This window comes from Methylophaga sp. UBA3603 (assembly GCF_002375335.1).
Taxonomy (GTDB): Bacteria; Pseudomonadota; Gammaproteobacteria; order Nitrosococcales; family Methylophagaceae; genus Methylophaga.
In genome coordinates this window covers 117,863-135,959 of sequence record NZ_DFMC01000001.1, presented here as the reverse complement: position 1 = coordinate 135,959, position 18,097 = coordinate 117,863, and the positions used below count along the sequence as shown (strand labels likewise).

The 18,097-nt window shown below is 44.3% G+C and carries 14 protein-coding genes; 4 read left to right on the top strand and 10 right to left on the bottom strand.

The window, feature by feature from the left end; translation table 11 throughout:
* Window positions 1-306: 306 nt before the first annotated feature.
* Window positions 307-1,329: a helix-turn-helix domain-containing protein gene (locus tag B4F66_RS00565; RefSeq protein ID WP_292354234.1), complete on the bottom strand. Its 1,023-nt coding sequence runs from the start codon at window positions 1,327-1,329 to the stop codon at window positions 307-309.
* Window positions 1,330-1,434: 105 nt separating this feature from the next.
* Here B4F66_RS00565 and B4F66_RS00560 point away from each other — a divergent pair, with 105 nt between their 5' ends.
* Complete coding sequence (locus tag B4F66_RS00560; protein ID WP_292354233.1) at window positions 1,435-1,932, top strand: hypothetical protein; 498 nt, start codon at window positions 1,435-1,437, stop codon at window positions 1,930-1,932.
* A 44-nt stretch (window positions 1,933-1,976) separates the two neighbouring features.
* Here the strand turns inward: B4F66_RS00560 and tyrS are convergent, their stop codons facing one another.
* A complete protein-coding gene (gene tyrS, locus B4F66_RS00555; protein WP_292354231.1) occupies window positions 1,977-3,176 on the bottom strand; it encodes a tyrosine--tRNA ligase in 1,200 nt (399 codons plus the stop codon).
* A gap of 122 nt (window positions 3,177-3,298) precedes the next feature.
* Between tyrS and B4F66_RS00550 the strand changes: the two genes are divergently transcribed.
* Together B4F66_RS00550 and B4F66_RS00545 are read left to right on the top strand one after the other, a co-directional pair.
* A complete protein-coding gene (locus tag B4F66_RS00550) occupies window positions 3,299-4,891 on the top strand; it encodes a M23 family metallopeptidase (protein ID WP_292354229.1) in 1,593 nt (530 codons plus the stop codon).
* Between the two features lie 11 nt (window positions 4,892-4,902).
* The gene (locus B4F66_RS00545; protein ID WP_292738149.1) at window positions 4,903-6,030 is read left to right on the top strand and encodes an anhydro-N-acetylmuramic acid kinase; all 1,128 of its coding nucleotides are present in this window, start codon (window positions 4,903-4,905) and stop codon (window positions 6,028-6,030) included.
* Here B4F66_RS00545 and gcvH read toward each other — a convergent pair.
* The 4 genes from gcvH to glgC are packed head-to-tail and all read right to left on the bottom strand — an operon-like array spanning window position 6,006 to window position 10,789.
* Complete coding sequence (gene gcvH / locus B4F66_RS00540; protein ID WP_292354224.1) at window positions 6,006-6,395, bottom strand: glycine cleavage system protein GcvH; 390 nt, start codon at window positions 6,393-6,395, stop codon at window positions 6,006-6,008. The genes B4F66_RS00545 and gcvH overlap by 25 nt on opposite strands.
* The gene (malQ, locus tag B4F66_RS00535; protein ID WP_292354222.1) at window positions 6,388-7,845 is read right to left on the bottom strand and encodes a 4-alpha-glucanotransferase; all 1,458 of its coding nucleotides are present in this window, start codon (window positions 7,843-7,845) and stop codon (window positions 6,388-6,390) included. Before malQ ends, gcvH begins: the two co-directional genes overlap by 8 nt.
* Window positions 7,846-7,848: 3 nt before the next feature.
* Entirely contained in the window at window positions 7,849-9,531 is a 1,683-nt protein-coding gene (locus B4F66_RS00530) for a glycoside hydrolase family 57 protein (RefSeq protein ID WP_292354220.1), read from the bottom strand.
* On the bottom strand, window positions 9,521-10,789 hold the full coding sequence (gene glgC / locus B4F66_RS00525; protein WP_292354218.1) for a glucose-1-phosphate adenylyltransferase: 1,269 nt from the start codon (window positions 10,787-10,789) through the stop codon (window positions 9,521-9,523). The genes B4F66_RS00530 and glgC overlap by 11 nt, the downstream gene beginning before the upstream one ends.
* Before the next feature lie 106 nt (window positions 10,790-10,895).
* On the opposite strand from glgC, the gene glgB reads away from it, so the two are divergent.
* Window positions 10,896-13,067, top strand: coding sequence for a 1,4-alpha-glucan branching protein GlgB (gene glgB, locus B4F66_RS00520; protein ID WP_292354217.1), 2,172 nt, complete (start codon window positions 10,896-10,898; stop codon window positions 13,065-13,067).
* A gap of 47 nt (window positions 13,068-13,114) precedes the next feature.
* On the opposite strand, the gene pgi is transcribed toward glgB, so the two are convergent.
* From pgi to B4F66_RS00500, 4 genes are read right to left on the bottom strand one after another with little or no spacing between them, the layout of a single operon-like run.
* A complete protein-coding gene (gene pgi / locus B4F66_RS00515) occupies window positions 13,115-14,752 on the bottom strand; it encodes a glucose-6-phosphate isomerase (RefSeq protein ID WP_292354215.1) in 1,638 nt (545 codons plus the stop codon).
* Window positions 14,753-14,776: 24 nt separating this feature from the next.
* A complete protein-coding gene (gene hisS, locus B4F66_RS00510; protein WP_292354213.1) occupies window positions 14,777-16,045 on the bottom strand; it encodes a histidine--tRNA ligase in 1,269 nt (422 codons plus the stop codon).
* A 2-nt stretch (window positions 16,046-16,047) separates the two neighbouring features.
* On the bottom strand, window positions 16,048-17,166 hold the full coding sequence (gene ispG, locus B4F66_RS00505) for a flavodoxin-dependent (E)-4-hydroxy-3-methylbut-2-enyl-diphosphate synthase (RefSeq protein ID WP_292354211.1): 1,119 nt from the start codon (window positions 17,164-17,166) through the stop codon (window positions 16,048-16,050).
* On the bottom strand, window positions 17,166-18,092 hold the full coding sequence (locus tag B4F66_RS00500; protein WP_292354210.1) for a RodZ domain-containing protein: 927 nt from the start codon (window positions 18,090-18,092) through the stop codon (window positions 17,166-17,168). Before B4F66_RS00500 ends, ispG begins: the two co-directional genes overlap by 1 nt.
* Between the last annotated feature and the right edge of the window lie 5 nt (window positions 18,093-18,097).

The following is an 18,097-nucleotide window of genomic DNA, read 5'->3' as shown; positions in this document are numbered from 1 at the left end:
GCAAAGAAGCGAGAATTATACAGACCTCGCTCAGTCTGTCAACCCTCAGAACGTTTATTTATCAGCGTTGAGGGCCGCCTGTCGAAACAGAACGGCGCATTCTACAGGTTGAATTGAATACGTCAACAGGAAGTTTTTCTTGATTGTTTTAGGGTTACGCTAGTCTTATGAATTGATAAGAAAAATACTGATTAAATAATTACAATTTACTCATTTGCCACTCTCAATCCAGTCGTTTTTTGGGTCATAGCACTCCACGTGCGCCAAGAGAGAGATACTTTATACTTACTTTGATACGAGGCGAATCTAGGAATTGGTAAATAATTGACGATATGCCCTAGGCGAACAACCGTAATATTTTTTAAAAACTCGACTGAAATGCGACATATTGTTAAAACCGTATCGCATAGCAATCTGGGTGATAGAAAGACGGGAATAAAAAACGTTTGCCAGACAATGCCGACATAGCTCCAATCTCTCTTCAGTCAGGAAGCGCATCAGCGAAGTATTTTCTTCGTTGAATAGGTTATTAAGATAACGTTTCGATAAGCCTGTCGCATCAGCAATTTTTGTTGCTGTGAGTTCTGGGTCGCTCATTGCACTCTTTATATATTGTTTGATACGTATCAACATAATCTGACGGTGGCTGGTTGTTGTCAGCTTATTTTCAATAACCTGCCCTAATGACAAGGTCAACATATCGACCACTGGCTGCGATAATAATTGAAACTGTGATCTGGAAAATTGTTCCAGTTGTTTAACGGTAGATTGAATAAAACTACTGGTGACAGAACCAATGCCCTCACCCGAAGGAATCCGGGTAGCTGTAATTCTTCCAATATTATTTAGCCGTTGATCCAGAATCTTGCGGGGGATAGAAATTAATATCTTGGAAAAAGCTTCTGGAATAGTAATTCTGTGCGGCTCAGTCGCGTCATAAATCGTCATTTCACCTGGTTTGAGAAAAACTTCTCTGCCACCCTGTTCCAACTTGTACTTCCCGGAGGTAAGCAGGACCATGAAATAGCAATCCTGACTTGAAAGGGAAGGCTCTTGAGGTAATCGCTCTAATGTAATTGCATTAGATTGAATGGGTGACAGCCGTACACCTTCTTGCCAGGGATAAATCAACATATCATTGAACAGCACCATTTCCTGAGGCGGCGTAATATCGACGTTGGCATATTCCCGACCAATGACTTCCTTAAGCCACTCTACCCGCTGAGCGCTGGGTTGTTGCTCAGTGCAGAAACGCTGCCCATCAAGACGAACAAGCGAATCAGGACCATCAGCTATCTGGCCTGGAGGAGCAATCAGTGCGTTTGTCATAACTCATCACCCAAATGTACAAAGATTTCTGCCGTTAGAGTAAAGAATACTCATCTTAAGCTCGGCATACTGCTGCTGTATTTCAGAATAATAACAGGAGAGAGCATGAAACAGAATGATAACCACGCTGGTAATGTGGTGCTGATAAGAGGTGCCTGCTTGTGGATACTGATGGCTTTATTACTGGCTTGGTCACTCGTTGGTATCTATAACCAGATTGGTTTTCTGGAGACTTTATTTCCTGGTAAACCTATGCGTGTGTTGCAGGCACATATCGACTTTTTACTAATGAGTGCTTTGATTCTGGGATTTTATGCTGCAAGGATTGGATTGCCATGGCATGTTCGCTGGGCGATGGTAACGGGGGCGTTTACCAATTCCAGTCTTTTTTTATTGTATGCAATGTTTCCTGAATTGGATCCGCTATCAGAAACTTATACTCCCGCAGGAGTCTGGTTCACAGCTTTTAATGTCTATTTATATTCAAGTCTATTAATAACCAGTTATGGCTTTGGTAAAGCTGCAGTTATTATATTTCTGACAACTCTTGAAAACGATTCAAGCGCAAAAAATTGTAAGCGATGTGGTCGACATCTGATGTGACAGCAGATTCATACCTAGCTAATAAATAATATTTTTACAAAGAATCAAGTGGTAGAGATACGGGCAAATTTACGCTTGCCTACTTGAAAAACACCTTCGACACCCATCTTAATTAATAAGGATTTATCCTCTACTTTTTCGCCGTCGATTTTGACAGCACCCTGCTGAATCATACGCATTGCATCTGAGGTGCTACTTGTCAGCCCGGCCTGTTTAAGAACATTAGCTATTGGCATGCCTTCAGCTCCAACAGCCAAAGTTACCTCAGTGATATCATCTGGGATTTCACCCTTTTTGAATTGATTTTCAAAATCCTGACGAGCTTGTGGTCCAGCATCTTCGCCATGAAAGCGAGAAACAATTTCCTCAGCAAATAACTTTTTAATCTCAACCGGATTCCTACCCTCTGCTGTTGATTGCTTCCAATCAGCAATTTCATCCAATGACTTAAAACTGAGCAATTCAATATAACGCCACATCAGTTCATCAGAAATTGACATGAGTTTGCCAAAGATATCCTTCGGACTTTCATCAATACCAATATAGTTACCCAGCGATTTGGACATTTTCTGCACACCATCCAGCCCAACCAGAAGTGGCATCGTCAAAACACATTGTGGTGATTTTCCATAAGCCTTTTGTAATTCTCGTCCCATCAACAAGTTAAATTTCTGATCTGTTCCACCAAGCTCTACGTCAGCATCAAGCACAACAGAGTCATATCCTTGAATTAAAGGATATAAAAACTCATGAATAGCAATAGACTGGCCTGTTGTGTAACGTTTATGGAAATCATCACGCTCCAGCATACGGGCAACAGTATGGTGAGAAGCTAACCGAATCATATCGGCAGAAGATAACTCGTTCATCCAATGCGAATTGAAAACGACTTGAGTGCGTGCTGGATCCAGAATTTTGAATACTTGTTGTTGGTAAGTTTCCGCATTGCATTTGACCTGCTCAGGCGTTAATGGCTGGCGCGTCACATTTTTACCGGTTGGATCGCCAATCATCCCAGTAAAATCGCCAATCAAAAATAGAATCTCGTGTCCCAATTCCTGAAACATACGCAACTTATTAAGGAGTACCGTATGTCCAAGATGCAAGTCCGGCGCAGTAGGGTCAAAACCAGCTTTAATACGCAGTGGCTTACCACTTTCCAGCTTTTCTATCAGTTCTTTTTCAACCAGAATTTCTTCTGCTCCACGACGGATTTCTGCCAAGGTTTCTTGTACAGTTGTCATCATCGTTCTCCGCACATTAAAAATTGGCGGGCAATATAACACAAGATCTTGCCCTGAAGGGGTTTCAATTCTTTGTAAATGCTGAGAGAATTGCACGAATTTACTATAAACAGGGAATGCCCATGAAGAAACGTAACAGACTTCTGAGCTCATCACAGCAATCAAAGTTATTTAAATCTGAATCGCTGTCTCCCCATAAAAACCGACATATCACTATTTTGTCGTTACTGGCATTAACCGGTATATTCATAACCGGGATTGTACTTGCTACAAGCGAACCAAGCGCCACGACAAGTCAAACTCAGCCAGTACAGCTGCCGAACATGCCTGAAAATACTGAAGCCACGACCTCAGAATTAGAAACAGCTATTAATTTACCCTCTCAGCCCTCTTCGGAACCTACACCCACAGCTGATATTGTTACCATTGAAGAAGATCAACCTGTAACCACGAATGCTGCTTTGAGTGAATCTGCTGAAATTGAACGGCTGCATCTGAATCAACCGAAAGCAGCGCCTGAAAATGCATCAGATATTACTATCTTAAATGATGCCTTATCAGATTCTCCAGCTGACAGTGAAACCGCTTCAGACGAACTGAGTTGGCAAGAAATTGAAGTAAAATCAGGCGATAACCTTTCCTTGATTTTTCCCCGTGCAGGTTTAACTGCGCGTGATGTTTATGTTGTTGCCCAGACGGCTGGTGAAGATGCAAAAGCCCTTCTCAATCTCAGACCCGGTCAAGTGCTTCGTTTTGGAACAGTGACGGATAATGAGCAGAAGCTGGAACTGAAACAGCTGCAATTACAATTAACTCCAATGAAAACATTGACCTTAACGTCAACTGAAAAAGGCTTTGAAACAGATCTCATTGAACGAGAACTCGATAAGCACCGCCAACTGGTTGCGGGTGAAATTCAAAGCTCACTCTTTTTAGATGCCCAAAAAGCCGGCATGTCAGATAAATTGATTATGCAAATGGCGCACATTTTCGGTTGGGATATCGATTTTGCATTGGACTTACGTCAGGGTGACAGTTTTAAAGTTATTTATAATGAAAACTTCCTGGATGGAGAGAAGATTGCTGATGGTGAAATCCTGGCAGCAGAATTTACCAATCGCGGCAAAACCTTCCGAGCTATTCGATTCACTGACAGCAATGGTGAAAGTCGTTTTTACACCCCAGACGGCGACAGCATGCGTAAAGCGTTTACACGTACCCCTGTTCCTATTTCACGTATAAGTTCAGGCTTTAATCCAAATCGTAAGCACCCTGTATTAAAAACAAACCGTCCCCACCGTGGCGTTGACTACGCTGCTGCAACTGGAACGCCTATTCTGGCAACTGGCGATGGCAAAGTAGCATTCGTTGGTAATAAGGGCGGTTATGGTCGTACAGTTATCCTGTCACATGGTGGACGATACACCACGCTATTTGCCCATATGTCTAAATATAAGAGTGGTATTCGCGCTGGCCAACGGGTAAGACAAGGTGAAGTCATTGGATATATTGGTAGCAGTGGACTAGCAACCGGGCCACATTTGCATTACGAATTCCGAATCGACGGCGTGCATAAAAATCCATTAACCGTCACTTTACCTAAAGCTGAACCGATTCCTGGTCAATATCTGGCAGAGTTCAAAACGCTGTCACTACCATTGCTTGCCAGCTTGGATAATCTGCAAGTTCCAACATTGGCATTTCGTCAAGACTAGCCATATCAATAATGGGACTTTATGTCGGTGTAATGTCAGGCACTAGTCTTGATGCAATTGATGTTGCATTAATCGAGACATCACCGACCGACCAACCGAAATTAATTGGTTTTCTTAGTGCGGATTTTTCGAAAGATCTGCAAACTGCTTTAAGAACATTAATCCGCTCTCAACAATGTCAGCTATCCCAGTTGGGCGAGCTCGACATCCAGCTTGGCCATGCCTATGCAGATGCGATCTTTAATCTGCTGGAATCTGCTGATGTGTCACCCCATCAAGTTGATGGTATTGGTTGTCATGGCCAGACAGTTTTTCACTCTCCTGACTCAATTTATCCCTTTAGCATGCAAATCGGCAATGGTAATGTTATTGCGGAAAAAACCGGTATAACCACAGTATGTGATTTCCGTCAGCGTGATATGGTAAATGGAGGTCAGGGAGCACCATTAGTTCCAGCCTTCCACGCTGCTATGTTTCGTTCTGATAGTGAAAACAGGGTCATCGTCAATATTGGTGGCATTAGTAATATCACCATCTTAACCAAAGCCCCACATAGTTCACTTCAAGGATTTGATACCGGGCCAGGTAACACTCTGATGGATTCCTGGATACAAAAGCATAAACATCAGGCTTTTGATAATGACGGGCTATGGGCTGAAGGTGGGGAGGTTAATCAATCCCTGTTATTAACTTTAAAGTCTGATCCCTATTTCAAACGGGAAATCCCTAAAAGCACAGGTTGTGAATTATTTAACCAAAACTGGTTAATGCAGAAGATAATTGCTGCTAATTGCGCAGATCTACCACCACAGGATATTCAAGCCACACTCTTGGCATTAACCGCATCGACAATTGCAGATGCTATTCATCAATACGCAGCTCAAACAGACAAACTTTATATCTGTGGTGGTGGGGCAAAAAATACTGCTTTAGTTAAGCAACTAAGGAAGGATTTAGCGCCGATTATTGTCGGCACTACAGCTGAAATCGGTTTAGATCCACAATGGGTCGAGTCCGCCGCCTTTGCATGGTTTGCTGAACAGACTTTGCAACATAACGCACTTGATTTGCGCCATTTAACAGGTGCTCGGCAACCCAGTATATTAGGTGCCATCTATTGGTCCAGAAAAGCCTCGTAGTCCGCGGAAGACATTAATTCTGCAGCTATTTCTTCATACGGAACCTCAGAGCGAAACCGCACAATCCATCCATTGTTAAAAGGTTCCTGATTAATCAGTTCAGGCATTTCGACCAGTTGCTGATTTATTGCAATGACTTCACCACTAATCGGCATAATCACATCCGAGGCTGATTTTACCGATTCAATGACTGCACACTCTTCACCCGCTGCAAACTGTTGCCCTTCAGCAGGCAACTCCACAAATACAATATCTCCAAGGCTATTCTGAGCATGTTCAGTGATACCAAGTGTAAAAATTCCATCACCTTGCTCTTCCAGCCAAATATGAGACTCACTAAAAAAATAATCTTCTATATTATTCATCAATGATACGTCCATATATTTTGTTTAAGGCACTTAAATTACCTGAGCAATATTCAGAGAGCATATTCCACTCAAACTGCCACATCCAGTTATCTTCCATGGTACCGGGAACATTCATTCGATGTTCACCACCTAACTCAAGTAAATCCTGCATAGGAATAACGGCAAGTTGAGAGACTGATTTTAATGCTACCCGGATAAGTAACCAGGGCATTGCTTCATCGCTGGGTCCGATATATTGATGCATATGATGCCGGGTTGCATCATCAAGCTCATGATACCAGCCAAGACTGGTGTTGTTATCGTGAGTGCCGGTATAAGTAATACTATCCCTGCAGTGTTGATGTGGAAGATAAGGATTGTCAGCATCACCACCAAAGGCAAATTGCAGAATCTTCATGCCAGGCATGGCAAATTGTTCCCGTAACGCAGTTACTTCTTCAGTGATTATTCCCAGATCTTCGGCAACAAGAGGAAGCTCACCAAAGTTTGCTACCAATTTATTAAATAACGCTTCACCTGGGGCTTTACCCCACTCACCTTCCATTGCCGTTTCGCAACTGGCCGGAATCTCCCAACATGACTCAAACCCCCTGAAATGATCTATACGGATTAAATCAAACAGCTCGAGCTGAGTCGACAAACGTTTTACCCACCAATCAAAATCTTCGTCAATGTGCGCCTGCCATTCATAAAGCGGGTTACCCCAACGTTGTCCCGTTGCAGAAAAATAATCAGGCGGAACACCGGTTACCTTTGTGGCCTGCCCTGTCTCATCGAGGGTAAACAATTCAGGTGCTGCCCATACATCTGCACTGTCATGGGCAACGAAAATTGGCATATCACCAAACAATTTGACGTTCTTCTGATTGGCATAGGTTTTTAAATTGTTCCATTGCTGGAAAAACAGAAACTGTTCAAATCGGCGAATATTCAGGGATTCTGCACGTTGCTCAGCCAAGTCTTTCAGCGTGGCCGGGTCTCTGTCACGAAACTCAACTGGCCAGTCAAACCATGGTAGCGCATGATTCAGATTACGTATTTCACGATACAGAATATAATCTTCCAACCAAAATGCCTGTCGCTGACAAAAACTATCAAAGGCAGCCCAGTCAGCCTCATTAGCATTTTCGTAGAATTGCTTGTAAGCATTTGCCACGATTGTGTAGATTTTTTTACCCGCCAGATCTTCGGTGTGCACCCAGGGTTGAGCTTTAATATAAGCTTCACATAACAGCTTGTTATTGCCAGCATGAGCCGATAAACATTGATAAGGCGAACCATCATCATGGGTAGGTCCTAATGGCAGCATCTGCCAGACTGTTACCCCTGATTGGTGCAAAAAATCCACAAAACGGTAGGCATCTGCCCCTAAGTTTCTACTGGGTAAACTGGTGATATGCAGCAATACACCGGTCCGACGATTATCAAAGATATGAGCCTGTTTCATTAATTAGCCGCCACGACGCATTGTGCCACCCTGCTCGGCTTCTCCTCCTCCTAATGACACAACCTCTGACAATATTTGAGGCACTTCTTCTCCCAACATTTGATAAAGGTTTGATAAATGCAAACGGAACAGTCGTTCAAAATCACTGACACTGTCTGCTGCGTTGTAATCGCCAAACCACCAAAACCAATCCGATCCCTCACAAATAGCCAGCTGTTTATCAATTGCCTGTAGCAGATCTTCATCAATCTCTGCAGCAGCAATTTTTTCGTCATAAACCTGTTTAGCCTGACTCAGCAGATCCCATGCCCGATTTTTATCAACATCACCAATCCAGGTGGAGAAAGTACCGTAAACCCAGCTACCAGCTACCATTTCAGGTAATAATGCGGGTTTAACGCCATTCTCCAGACAATCTGAGAAAGTGGTCAATTCTATATCCGGATGTCTGGAAAGCTGTTTATACAGGCTTTGCAAAAAATAAAACCCATTATAGGAATAATGTTCCCAGGCATTTTCTCCATCCAGAATGACTGAAACAACTCTATCGGCATCACCCTCTGTCGTAGCTTTAATATTAGTCAGATGATGAATAAAGTCGTTAACAGCATCTTCAGCACTCCATTTGGTATAGGTAAAACCAATTAAATCGGATAAACCATCATCTCGGAAAAAGCATGCAGGACCTACCGCTTCTAGTTGATAAGGCTTATGAATGCTACTGTCAGGCAAAGCACTTTTCTGCAGACTGTTTCGTAAGACATTTTCACCACTGGCAGTCCAACTAAAGCCATGTTTGGCTATCGACTCAATAGTTGGCTTTGAAACTGCACCTTCAGATGGCCAGCAGCCTTTGGGACGGAAACCAAAAAATGACTCAAATACTTCCAGACCTTTTTCCATATGCCAATCGGTGCGGACATCTCCACCAGGATACTGCCGAATTTGTGGCAACAGGGCATCCGGCATCGCTTCCAGCGTGCTATTAATATCCAGTAATAATGGCACTATCGGATGAGCGTAAGGCGTTACCGATAACTCAACTTTTTTGGCCTCTGCGAGTCGTCGATAACGTGGAATAACATCACTCAGCAACTCACCAATAACGATCATTAATTGCCGGCGATCATGAAAATTAAATTGCTGGCCTTTTTTCATTAAGGCCTGAATACGAATATCGTTGCGCCTCACTGACTCGCCCATCCACACCAGATGGTACCAAACCAGCATATCCACCAGGAATTGATCATTTAGGTAGGCCAGACGCTGCTTCTCTTCCAAGACCCAGCGTGCCATTTCAGCAAGTTTTGCAAATATTGGAAACGGCGCTATAAGCTTCTCATCATTGGCGCGCAGACAAGCATTTAGTATTGTTTGGCGCTCTTCAATATGAACTGGTTGCACCGGTGAATCCAGCGCAATTAACAAAGGATCTTTCAGACATCCTGTTCCTTTAAAGCGGCCTTTCAGTTGCTGATCATAATCATCAATCTGTTCCAGTAAGGTAGGTGCGAAATTAACCACCGCCCGAGCCTCAGGGATTTGTTCGAGATGCCAGGCCATATCTACATAATCTTTTATTGCATGCAGATAGGTCCAAGGGAGCTGATAGCTTCCGCCCATCGGTTCACTATATTGCGGCTGGTGCATGTGCCAGCATAAAACGACTTTTAATTTATCGGACATAACGGTAATTTTGCCCCAGCATTTCAGGTGTGACTAATACAACACCATTGGGTGAAACTTCAAAACGTTGAGCATCAAGTTCAGGATCTTCGCCAATAACCGTTCCTTCAGGGACGATACAGCCTTTATCAAGCACAACTTTCTTCAGGCGACAGTGCCTGCCCACAGAGACATCCGGTAATACCACACTATCTTCTATCAGACTGAAACTATGGACTTCAACATTGGAAAACAGAACCGAGTGCCTCACAACGGATCCGGAAATAATGCACCCCCCTGAGACCATTGAATCAACAGCCATACCCCGCCGATCGTCATCATCAAAAACAAACTTGGCAGGCGGCAATTGGGCCTGATGCGTCCAGATTGGCCACTCTTCGTCGTAAAGATTCAGTTCTGGTGTAACACCAATTAATTCAAGATTCGCCGACCAGAAAGCATCTATTGTTCCCACATCACGCCAGTATCCTGGATCATTGCCCTGCACATCTTTGTAAGGAAAAGCGACAACTTTATATTTCTCAATTAAGGACGGGATAATGTCATGACCAAAGTCATGACTGGATCTTGAATTGTCAGCATCCTTTATCAACTGCTCATACAAGAAACCAGCATTGAAAATATAAATCCCCATTGAAGCCAATGCAACATCATCATGCCCCGGAATCGGCGTTGGATTTGCAGGTTTTTCATTAAAAGCGATAATACGGTGATTCAAATCAACCGACATGACCCCAAAAGCTCTGGCCTGGTCCAATGGTACCTCGATACAACCAATAGTCATATCGGCATTTTGCGCAACATGTTCAGCCAACATATCACCATAATCCATTTTGTAAATATGATCGCCTGCCAGGATCAATACATACTCAGGGCCATGATTGCGTAGAATGTCGATATTCTGATATACCGCATCGGCGGTGCCGGTATACCAACCCTGCTCGGTACGCTGTGAGGCTGGCAACAACTCGACAAACTCTCCCAAAGCACCACGCATAAAGCCCCAGCCCTGTTGGATATGTCGTATCAATGAATGCGCTTTATACTGTGTTAACACCCCTACTCTGCGGATCCCCGAATTGACGCAGTTTGATAGAGGGAAATCTATAATCCTGAATTTTCCACCAAAGGGTACAGCGGGTTTTGCACGCCAACCAGTCAGTTGTTTCAAACGTGAACCACGCCCGCCTGCTAGAATCAACGCCAGAGTATCTCTGGTCAGTCGACTGACAAAACGCGTGCTATTATTTTTGGGCATATTCAAATCTCCAGCCAGCTATGCAGTGAAATATGTTGTAATGGCTTTAAGCGTGCCACATCGTTAAGGTGGACAGCAATAGAAAAATTTACGGGACAGTATATCTATGGTTTTTGAACAAAATTTGACAGATGACCAACTTAAAATCATAGAAGCCAGACATCATGATCCTTTTGCAGTTTTGGGTCGTCATCCGACCAAAAGCGGCGTGTATGTCAGGGCTTTCTTACCTCATACCGAATCCGCCACGGTAGGAAACAATCTGCCTATGAAGCGGGTTGAGGGTACAGATATTTTTGAGTGGACAGGCCGTTCTGATGATTTAGAAACGCCATACCAGATTCATCGTACCACTTCACAAAATCAAATTCAGAGTCATTACGATCCGTACTGCTTCCCACCGCAAATTTCGGATTACGATCTGTATTTGTTTGCGGAGGGTAAACACTGGCATGCCTACCGAATTCTGGGATCTCACAAGCGCACAGTAAACGGTGTACAAGGTGTGATGTTTGCCACCTGGGCACCCAATGCCCAACGTGTCAGCGTTGTCGGCACATTCAACCGTTGGGATGGACGCTGTCATCCCATGCGTTCCAGAGGCAGTACTGGTGTATGGGAATTATTCATTCCAGGTCTGGAAATTGGTGAACTCTACAAATTTGAAATACGTAACTATCATGATGGCAGTCTGCATCTGAAAATGGATCCGTATTGCCAGCAGGCAGAACTTCGTCCCGGTACTGCATCAGTGATTTTTGACAGCAACTATCAATGGCAGGACAAAGAATGGATGTCCAACAGAGAGCATACAAAATGGCTCCATGCGCCACATAGCGTTTATGAAGTCCATCTCGGTTCCTGGCAAAAGCGCAGTGATGGCAGCTTCTGCAGTTACCGCGAACTTGCTGACAAACTGGTGCCATACGTCCGTAAAATGGGCTTCACTCATATTGAGCTTTTACCGATCACCGAACACCCTCTGGATATTTCCTGGGGTTATCAAACCACAGGTTATTATGCTGCAACCAGCAGGTTCGGCTCACCGGATGATTTTCGATATTTTGTCGACCAATGTCATCAAAATAATATTGGTGTGTTACTGGATTGGGTGCCTGGACATTTTCCCAAAGACAGCTTCGGCCTTGCCAAGTTTGATGGTACCGCGCTCTATGAACATGAAGATCCCCGTCGTGGAGAACACCAGGACTGGGGTACTTTAATCTTTAATTACGGCCGCAACGAGGTTCGTAACTTCCTGTTATCCAGTGCATTTTTCTGGCTGGAAGAATGCCACATAGATGGATTACGCGTCGATGCAGTCGCGTCGATGCTTTATCTCGATTATTCACGTCAGGAAGGTCAATGGTTACCAAATATTCATGGTGGCCGTGAGAATCTTGAGGTCATCAGTTTTCTCAAAGAAGTTAATACCATACTGCATCAGTCTCACCCTGGTTGTATTATCGCCGCGGAAGAATCCACCTCCTATCCAATGGTTTCTCGACCAGCAGATATGGGCGGACTGGGTTTCTCGATGAAGTGGAATATGGGCTGGATGCACGACATCCTTGAGTATATGAAACAGGATCCCATTCATCGTCGCTATCATCATGATCAGCTTACCTTTGGTTTGCTGTATGCATTTACCGAAAATTTTGTATTGCCTTTTTCACATGATGAAGTTGTACATGGTAAAGGTTCGATGCGCTACAAAATGCCCGGAGATGAGTGGCAGCAGTTTGCTAATCTGCGGTTACTTTATACCTTTATGTACAGCTATCCCGGCAAAAAATTATTATTTATGGGATCAGAATTTGGTCAGGGCAGTGAGTGGAATAGTGAAAAAGCACTGGAATGGTATTTACTGGATTACCCAAAACATCAGGGCCTATTACAGCTGGTCACTGATTTAAATAAAGTCTACCGAGAGAGCCCGGCGCTTCATTATCATGACTTTGATGCACATGGGTTCGAATGGATTGATTGCAATGATCGGGAACAGTCCGTACTAAGCTACCTGCGACAGGGACAGGATTCCATCGCTGTGGCAGTGTTCAATTTCACACCTGTCGTGAGAGATAATTATCGCATTGGTGTGCCTGAAGCAGGCGAATATGAGGTTGTCATCAATTCTGACTCGGAGTACTACAGTGGCAGTAATTATTCTGTTAGTCAGGTAATTCAGAGCGATTCAATAAGCTGGTCCGACAGACCTTACTCAATTGTATTGAACTTACCACCATTGGCCGGATTGATTATTCGTAAAAAGCACTAACTCTTGATGATGAAGCGGCTCGTAAGGTACGAGCCGCTTTGATTTATTTATTGTCTCAAGGTACGGATCAGTCTGATAAGCTCGGTAGTAGAACTATCATGTACTGAGATTTCGGCATTACTCTGCAAATCCGGCAAAATAGCTTTTGCAAGCTGTTTACCAAGCTCTACACCCCATTGGTCAAACGAATTGATATTCCAGATAACCCCCTGAACAAATACTTTGTGCTCATAGAGAGCGACCAGCTGTCCCAACATTTCCGGCGTTAATTTAGGAAATAACAATACATTACTCGGACGATTACCCGGGAAGACTTTATGCGGCAATAATGCATCCAGGGCTTTGCCTTCATAGCCTTCCTTGACCAACTCTTCTCTGACTTCCTCAGCCGTTTTACCTTTCATCAATGCTTCTGATTGAGCCAAACCATTGGCCAATAAAATGGATTGATGATCACATTCAGGATAATGACTGTTGACCGGTAACACAAAATCCACCGGAATTAACTGTGTACCCTGATGAATCAGTTGAAAGTAAGCATGTTGGCCATTGGTGCCAGGTGTGCCCCAGATAACCGGTCCCGTTTTATAACTTATGCGGGCGCCCTGACGGTTAATAAACTTACCGTTGCTTTCCATATCCAACTGTTGCATGTGACTCGGAAAACGCGCCAGTGAGTGATCATAGGGAACGATTGCATGGGTCTGGGCGTTAAAGAAATTGATATACCAGATCCCCAGCATTCCCATAATCAGCGGAATATTTTCTGCCAATGGCTTGGTACGGAAATGCTTATCCATTTCATGTCCACCATCCAGCAATCGTAGGAAATTATCCATGCCAACATACAATGCAATCGGTAGACCAATAGCACTCCATAAAGAGTATCGACCACCCACCCAGTCCCATATTTCGAACATATTGGCAGTATCAATACCGAACTTGGCAACTTCCTTAGCATTGGTGGATACGGCAACAAAATGTTTTGCCACATCAGCCTGAGTTGCTGCCTTCAGAAACCAGTTCCGTGCTGATTGAGCGTTAGTTATGGTTTCCTGAGTCGTGAAGGTTTTCGAGGCCACAACAAAAAGTGTAGTTTCAGGATTCAGTTTTTCCAGTGTTGTGCTGAGATCAGTACCATCAACATTGGAAACAAAATGGGCCTGAATGCCATCAATACCATAAGGCTCAAGCGCATCGCAAATCATGGCTGGGCCGAGGTCAGATCCACCAATACCGATATTAACGATATCCGTAATTTTTTTACCGCTGAATCCTAACCATTTACCAGAATGCACCTGTTCGCAGAAAGCGGCCATTTTGTCCAATACTGCATTGACCTGCGGCATGACATCCTGACCATCCACCATAACCGGTGTATTAGATCGATTGCGCAATGCCGTATGTAAAACAGCACGACCTTCGGTGTGATTAATCTGATCACCCGAAAACATTCGTTCTATCCATTCCTGAATATTAACCGCATCTGCCAGCGCAATTAGCTTATCGATGGTTTCCTGAGTAATGCGGTTCTTTGAATAGTCGAGCAGTAAATCCCCAGAGCGAATTGAGAAACGTTCAAAACGTCCTGAATCCAGTGCGAATTGTTCACGCATCGACAGATATTTGATATCGGAATAGTGTCTATCAAGTGATTGCCATTCGGCGATATTTAGTGGCGTCATATTTCTACTTATTTTTGTTAACTGTTAGTTGAATGCCGAAGCAGAAAGAAAATTCGCTAGTTCAGACCAGGCTAACGTCTGTTGCTCGCCTGTGGCCATGGTTTTCACACCAATGGTTTGCTGCGCCATTTCCTCTTCCCCCAAAATTAAGGTCCAGCGCGCTCCGCTGCGATCAGCCCGCTTAAATTGGCTTTTAAAACTACCACCACCACAGTGGCTAATCAAGCGAAGTTGAGGAAGTTGGTCTCTCAGACTCTCTGCTAATAATAATGATTGTGCGGCGGCGACATCCCCTACTGCAACCAGATAGACGTCAGGCCCGGATATTTCAGGCAGTACTCCACCCGCTTCCAGTAGTGAAATCAAACGTTCAAGCCCGATGGCAAAACCTATCGCAGTGGAAGCCTTACCGCCAAGTTGATCTATCAGTCCGTCATAGCGCCCGCCCGCACATACTGTTCCCTGGGCACCCAGTTGATCGGTTACCCATTCGAAAACTGTTTTGCCGTAATAATCTAGTCCACGGACCAGTCGGGGGTTAACTTCAAAAGCAATTCCGGCTTCCGTTAAGGTAGCGCATAATTGCTCAAAGTGTTCAGCTGACTCTGCATCAAGATAATCTATCAACTTAGGTGCAGCCTGGTTAAGCATCTGCATTTCAGGATTTTTACTGTCCAGAATGCGTAAAGGATTGCTCAATAAACGCCGTTGACTGTCCTCATCAAGTTGCTCATGATTAGCTTGATAATATTCAACCAGCTTTTGACGATATTTAATACGAGCTTCTGTACTGCCCAGCGAGTTTATCTGCAGGGTAATATCTTTTAATCCGAGCTTTTTCCATAACCTGGCCGTTAGCAGGATCATCTCTGCATCGATATCGGGTCCACTGAAGCCATAGGCTTCGACACCTAACTGATGGAATTGGCGATAGCGGCCTTTTTGAGGACGTTCATGGCGAAACATGGGCCCCATATACCAGAGTCGTTGTTGCTGATTGAACATACCATGTTCCATGGCCGCCCTGACGCATCCAGCGGTGCCCTCTGGACGCAGAGTGAGGCTATCACCATTACGATCATCAAAGGTGTACATTTCTTTCTCAACGATGTCCGTGACTTCGCCGATAGACCGCTTGAATAATTCGGTTTTTTCCAGAATGGGTAACCGTATTTCCTGATAACCGTAGCTATCGAGAACCTGTTTCAGGCTGGTTTCCACTACTTGCCAGTACGGCGTCATTTCCGGAAGAATGTCATTCATTCCCCGGACAGAACGGATAATCTCTGCCACCTTTAGCTTATGTCCTTTATCGGAATTACTTTTTCGGGTTGTTCACTTCGCAGCGAAATCCGTTGACGAATTTCTTTTTCCAGCTGATCAACCAATGATTCATTATCTAATTTATGATGCGGTTTACCATCACGATATAACAGATTGGGTGAACCGCCAGTCAGGCCAATTGCCGCTTCTTTAGCTTCACCCGGGCCATTTACCACACAACCGATAACAGCCACATCCATCGGTTCAATAATATCTTCCAGTCTGGCTTCCAGAGCGTTGACTGTTGAAATCACATCAAATTCCTGTCTGGAACAGGATGGGCAGGCAATAAGGTTAATTCCTTTGCTGCGAATGCGCAGGCTTTTTAAAATATCAAAACCGACGCGAATTTCTTCGACAGGATCAGCGGCCAATGAAACTCGAATGGTATCGCCAATGCCTTCCGCAAGTAGCATACCTAGACCTATCGCTGATTTGACTGCTCCACTGCGCAGACTTCCTGCTTCGGTGATACCCAGATGCAAAGGCTGCTCAATCTGGTCAGCCAGTTGACGATAGGCATGCACTGTCATGAACACATCAGATGCTTTCAAACTAACTTTAAAATCCGGGAAATTAAGGCGATCCAGAATATCAATATGGCGTAAGGCCGACTCGACTAAAGCTTCAGGCGTTGGTTCACCATATTTTTTTTGTAATTCTTTTTCCAATGAACCGGCATTGACACCAATGCGGATTGGAATACCAAAATCTCGTGCCTTGTCGACAACAGCCCGCACCCGATCTTCGCGACCAATATTGCCCGGATTAATACGCAGGCAATCAACACCCAGCTCAGCCACCCGCAGCGCAATTTTATAATCGAAATGAATATCGGCAATTAAAGGGATATCCACCAACTTACGAATCGCACCAAAAGCCTCTGCCGCATCCATTGAAGGGATAGAGACCCGAACCAGATCAGCACCCACTTTCTGTAATCTCTGGATCTGATCAACAGTGGCAGCAACATCTGTTGTTTCGGTATTGGTCATGCTTTGAACGGCAATCGGCGCATCACCGCCTACCGGGACATTACCAACCATAATTTGACGTGATTTTCGACGTTTTATCGGTGAAGCAGTTTGCATTAAGAATCTTCTCCCAAGGTAAATCGAGCCACATTACCGCGAGTGTATTCAGTAATATCGATGATATCACCATCAAATCTGACAGAAGCGGCATTCGCCTGCCCCAATGAAACTTGTAAAGGTAGCGTACCGGTCAATTCGACCGTATTACCTGCTCTGACCACACGACTAATCAGAACTTGCTGACTGGCATCTCTGACTTCAACCCAGCAATCTGCATCCAAACCAATGATAAGGTTCTTTTCAGTTGTAGCTTCTGCTGTAGCAGGTTCTGCATCTTCAACTTCTGCAGGTGGGGTTATCTCAGCTTCAAATGGTTCATCGAGGGCGGTATCCGCGGTATCCAAAGTTGGCTCAGATGTATCGGTTTCATCTGGTGATAAAGGTTGTTCCTCCAGGCTGATATCATTAGACTCAGTCACTGGAACAGGATTAACATTATTCTCGGTTTCCGGCTCATCCAATGGTTCAAGCAGTGTTCTCTCTGCCGGCTCATTATTCTGTACAAGTTGCGTCGCCTGCCATTGCTGGTAGGCAAACCAGGTCAAAACTGCCACGGTAATCAGCAATATCAAAGGCAGCCAGGGGAATGTTGATTTTGCAGGTTTAATCTGTTGAATTGGTGCTACCGATGGGCTTCTTTTATCAGTCTCGGTGAATTCGATATTAAAACCTGCCAGCATTTCATCCTGTGGAAGCCCCAAAAACTTTGTATAACTCAGGAAATAACCACGGGCATAGGTTCGACCATGCAGCTTATCCCAGTCTTGTTCTTCGAGATGGACAATGGCGCTGCGAGTCACCCTCAACTGGGCTGCCGCATCAGAAACCGAGATTTTTTTTGCTTCGCGAGCTTCCCGCAGTCGTCTACCAACGTCCACTGATGATGAAACAACATTTGGTTCTTCTGAATGACTCTCAGTCATAAACG

Excerpts from the sequence above, each read along its gene's own strand:
- B4F66_RS00550 (WP_292354229.1), top strand. The coding sequence starts at position 3,299 with ATGAAGAAACGTAACAGACTTCTGAGCTCATCACAGCAATCAAAGTTA.
- tyrS (WP_292354231.1), bottom strand. The coding sequence starts at position 3,176 with ATGACAACTGTACAAGAAACCTTGGCAGAAATCCGTCGTGGAGCAGAA.
- B4F66_RS00565 (WP_292354234.1), bottom strand. The coding sequence starts at position 1,329 with ATGACAAACGCACTGATTGCTCCTCCAGGCCAGATAGCTGATGGTCCT.
- glgB (WP_292354217.1), top strand. The coding sequence starts at position 10,896 with ATGGTTTTTGAACAAAATTTGACAGATGACCAACTTAAAATCATAGAA.
- B4F66_RS00500 (WP_292354210.1), bottom strand. The coding sequence starts at position 18,092 with ATGACTGAGAGTCATTCAGAAGAACCAAATGTTGTTTCATCATCAGTG.
- B4F66_RS00560 (WP_292354233.1), top strand. The coding sequence starts at position 1,435 with ATGAAACAGAATGATAACCACGCTGGTAATGTGGTGCTGATAAGAGGT.
- B4F66_RS00530 (WP_292354220.1), bottom strand. The coding sequence starts at position 9,531 with ATGTCCGATAAATTAAAAGTCGTTTTATGCTGGCACATGCACCAGCCG.
- pgi (WP_292354215.1), bottom strand. The coding sequence starts at position 14,752 with ATGACGCCACTAAATATCGCCGAATGGCAATCACTTGATAGACACTAT.
- glgC (WP_292354218.1), bottom strand. The coding sequence starts at position 10,789 with ATGCCCAAAAATAATAGCACGCGTTTTGTCAGTCGACTGACCAGAGAT.
- malQ (WP_292354222.1), bottom strand. The coding sequence starts at position 7,845 with ATGAAACAGGCTCATATCTTTGATAATCGTCGGACCGGTGTATTGCTG.
- B4F66_RS00545 (WP_292738149.1), top strand. The coding sequence starts at position 4,903 with ATGGGACTTTATGTCGGTGTAATGTCAGGCACTAGTCTTGATGCAATT.
- ispG (WP_292354211.1), bottom strand. The coding sequence starts at position 17,166 with ATGCAAACTGCTTCACCGATAAAACGTCGAAAATCACGTCAAATTATG.
- gcvH (WP_292354224.1), bottom strand. The coding sequence starts at position 6,395 with ATGAATAATATAGAAGATTATTTTTTTAGTGAGTCTCATATTTGGCTG.